Below are 3,933 nucleotides of genomic sequence, written 5' to 3'. Positions count from 1 at the left end.
TCCCGTGCTGTACTGTCGGGGTACCAGCCCTGTTGCCGCCGCAAAGTCACGGCTGCTGGCGTACTGCTTCCCGTCGCCAATCTCAGTTGAAATAGTACTGGCAGTCAGCGTTCCAACGCAGGGAATACTCAGCAAGCGCTGTCCAACCTCATCTTCGTCCAACTTTCGTTTCAACTGAGATTCCAGATCTTTAATCTGCTCAACAAGATAGTGATAATGCTGTTGTAATTTCAGCAGTAACTGGCTGAGATAAAGAGGCAAACTACTGTCCTCAAGAAGGGTACTCAGTCGACTAATAACGGCAGCACCTCGCGGAACGCTGATACCAAATTCCAGCAGAAAAGCATGCATCTGATTAGTTGTTTTCACCTTATCCTGAACCAGGGATTCACGGACACGATGCAGAGCTCGCATTGCCTGCTGAGATTCGGTTCTGGGCTGCACGAAACGCATAGATGGACGTGATGCTGCTTCACAGATAGCTTCAGCATCAACGAAGTCATTTTTGTTGCTTTTAACGAATGGGCGGACAAATTGCGGTGATATCAGCTTTGGAAAATGCCCTAACTCTTCCAGCTTGCGTGCCATAAAGTGAGAACCGCCACAGGCTTCCATCGCGATGGTTGTTGCCGGGCATGTCGCCAGAAATTCGATTAGCTTTGGTCGGGTGAATTTTTTACGGTAAACGGCCTTCCCACGATGATCCTGACAATGAATATGGAAAGAGTTCTTACCCAGATCGATACCAATAAGCGCAATGTTTTCCATGATGGTTCTCCGAATGAAAGCCTGTCCTCAGCATAGTACTGGGAAGGAGGGAGTGACCATCTCATTAAATAAAGCACGCTAAGCCGGTTGCAGCGGTCGTAGCGGCCTGAACTTGCCCGCGCCGATCTTGGCGCTGCTGCGCCAGAGGTAATCGCCGGTGAGGTTGATGTGCTCCCAACCGAGCGGCGACAGGTACTGCAACAGCGCGTCATCAACGGCATGGCCGTTGCCACGCAGCGCGTGCGCAGCCCGTTCCAGATAGACCGTGTTCCACAACACGACGGCAGCCGTTACCAGATTGAGGCCGCTAGCCCGGTAGCGCTGCTGCTCGAAAATGCGGTCGCGGATTTCACCCAGGCGGTTGAAAAACACTGCCCTGGCCAGCGCATTGCGCGCCTCGCCCTTGTTCAGGCCGGCATGCACGCGGCGGCGCAGTTCCACGCTTTGCAGCCAGTCCAGGATGAACAGCGTGCGCTCGATGCGGCCCAGCTCGCGGAGCGCCACGGCCAGGCCGTTCTGGCGTGGGTAGCTGCCGAGCTTTCGGAGCATCAGGGAGGCCGTCACCGTGCCCTGCTTGATCGAGGTGGCCAGCCGCAGGATTTCGTCCCAATGGGCGCGGACGTGCTTGATGTTGAGCGTGCCGCCGATCATGGGTTTCAGCGCGTCATAGGCGGCGTCGCCCTTCGGGATGTAGAGCTTGGTGTCGCCCAGGTCGCGGATGCGCGGCGCGAAGCGGAAGCCCAGGAGGTGCATCAGGGCGAAGACGTGATCGGTGAAGCCCGCCGTGTCGGTGTAATGCTCCTCGATCCGCAAGTCGGACTCGTGGTACAGCAGGCCGTCGAGCACGTAGGTCGAATCGCGCACGCCGACGTTCACGACCTTGGTGTGAAATGGCGCGTACTGGTCAGAAATGTGGGTGTAGAACGTCCGCCCTGGGCTGCTCCCGTATTTCGGGTTGATGTGGCCGGTGCTCTCGGCCTTGCTGCCGGTGCGGAAGTTCTGGCCGTCCGACGATGAGGTGGTGCCGTCGCCCCAGTGCTCGGCGAAGGGATGGCGGAACTGTGCGTTGACCAGATCGGCCAGCGCCGCCCCGTAGGTTTCGTCGCGGATGTGCCAGGCTTGCAGCCAAGCCAGCTTGGCGTAGGTCGTGCCGGGGCAAGACTCCGCCATCTTGGTCAGGCCCAGGTTGATCGCGTCGGCGAGGATCGTGGTCAGCAACAGGTTCTTGTCTTTGGCCGGGTCGCCCGATTTCAGATGCGCGAAATGCCGAGTGAAGCCCGTCCATTCGTCCACCTCCAGCAGCAGTTCGGTGATCTTGACGTGCGGCAGGATCATTGCCGTCTGGTCGATCAGCGCTTGGGCGGTGTCGGGTACCGCCGCGTCGAGCGGCGTGATCTTCAAGCCTGACTCGGTGATGATGGCGTCCGGCAGCTCGTTGGCCGTCGCCATACGGTTGACGGTGGCAAGCTGTGTTTCCAGCAGCGTCAGCCGGTCGTTCAGGTACCGGTTGCAGTCGGTGGCCACGGCCAGCGGCAATTCGCTGGCCTGCTTGAGGCTGGCGAATTTCGCGGGCGGCACCAGGTAGTCCTCGAAGTCCTTGAACTGGCGCGACCCCTGCACCCAGATGTCGCCGGAACGCAACGCGTTCTTCATCTCCGACAGCGCGCACAGTTCGTAGTAGCGCCGGTCGATGCCGGTGTCGGTCATGACCAGCTTCTGCCAGCGCGGCTTGATGAACTCGGTCGGCGCGTCGGCGGGCACCTTGCGGGCGTTGTCGCTGTTCATGCCGCGCAGCACCTCGATGGCGTCGAGCACGTCCTTCGCGGCGGGAGCGGCCCGCAGCTTGAGCACGGCAAGGAATTCCGGCGCGTAGCGGCGCAGCGTGGCGTAGCTTTCGCCGATGCGGTGCAGGAAATCGAAGTCCTCGGGCTGCGCAAGCTTCTGCGCTTCGGTGACGCTCTCGGCGAAGGCATCCCAGGACATGACGGCCTCGATGGCGGCGAACGGATCGCGGCCCGCCTGCTTGGCCTCGATCAGCGCCTGGCCGATGCGGCCGAACAGCCGCACCTTGGCGTTGATCGCCTTGCCGGACGCCTGGAATTGCTGCTGATGCTTGTTCTTGGCGGCGTTGAACAGCTTGCCCAGGATGCGGTCGTGCAGGTCGATGATTTCGTCGGTGACGGTGGCCATGCCCTCGATGGCAAGCGCCACCAGGGTGGCATAGCGTCGCTGCGCCTCGAACTTGGCCAGGTCGGCGGGCGTCATCTGGCCACCCTCACGGGCGATCTTGAGCAGGCGGTTCTGGTGCACCGACCGCTCGATGCCAGAAGGCAGGTCGAGCGCCTGCCACGCTTTGAGGCGTTCGATGTGTTCCAGCATGTGCCGCGAATTCGGTTTGACGGGCGATTGGCGCAGCCAGGCCAGCCAGGTCGTTTTGCCGTTGTCCCGACGCTTGAGCAGATCGTCGAGGCGGCGGCGATGCGCGTCCGACAGCGGTTCGGCCAAGGCATCGTAGATGCGCCGGTTGGCGCGGGTGATTGCTTCGGCGCTCGCCCGCTCGACGGCGTTGAGGGCAGGCAGAATGACCGACTGCTGCCGCAGGTGCTCGATCAAGGTGCTGGCCAGCACGATGCCCTTGTCGGTCTGCAAGGCCATCTCGGTCAGCAACTGGACGGCCTGCCGGTAGTGGCCCATGGTAAAGGGCTGGAAGCCGAACACCGTTTGCAGTTCGACCAGGTGCTCGCGCCGGGTCTGCTCCCGCTGCCCGTATTCGTCCCAGCTTTCGACGCTGACCTTGAGCTGGTCGGCGACCAGTTTCAACAAGGGCGGAAACGGCGGCTCATCGACGCCCAGGATGACACCAGGAAAGCGCAGGTAACAGAGCTGCACGGCGAAGCCCAGCCGGTTGGCCGGGCCGCGCCGCTGCCGGATGATGGAGAGGTCGGTTTCGCTGAACGTGTAGTGACGGATCAACTCATCCTTGGTGTCCGGCAACGCCAGCAGGCTTTCGCGCTCGGCGGCGGACAGGATTGAACGACGTGGCATATTTACTGATCCGTTCTCAAGGGCACTGTTGCAAAGTTAGCGATGAGGCAGCCTTTTGTCTTATTCAAAGGCCTTACATTTCAAAAACTCTGCTTACCAGGCGCATTTCGCCCAGGGGAT

Annotated in this window: 2 protein-coding genes; both read right to left on the bottom strand. The window is 60.8% G+C overall.

All coding sequences use genetic code 11. The annotated features are described in order from the left end of the window. Positions 1-768: IS110-like element IS4321 family transposase (locus ACNQ0W_RS24700; protein ID WP_417933277.1), on the bottom strand; the 768-nt coding region annotated here is incomplete at its 3' end. Positions 769-846: 78 nt separating this feature from the next. Beyond that, positions 847-3,813: a Tn3 family transposase gene (locus tag ACNQ0W_RS24695; protein ID WP_417933276.1), complete on the bottom strand. Its 2,967-nt coding sequence runs from the start codon at positions 3,811-3,813 to the stop codon at positions 847-849. Between the last annotated feature and the right edge of the window lie 120 nt (positions 3,814-3,933).

Origin of the sequence: Enterobacter cloacae complex sp. 6730903 (genome assembly GCF_048283985.1) — a bacterium.
GTDB classification, from domain to species: domain Bacteria; phylum Pseudomonadota; class Gammaproteobacteria; order Enterobacterales; family Enterobacteriaceae; genus Enterobacter; species Enterobacter hormaechei_C.
The sequence above is the reverse complement of the archived record's forward strand: the minus strand, read 5'-3'. Positions and strand labels throughout refer to the sequence as shown.

What these genes read in the sequence shown, in the direction of transcription:
- ACNQ0W_RS24695 (WP_417933276.1), bottom strand. Translation starts at nt 3,813, where the DNA reads ATGCCACGTCGTTCAATCCTGTCCGCCGCCGAGCGCGAAAGCCTGCTG.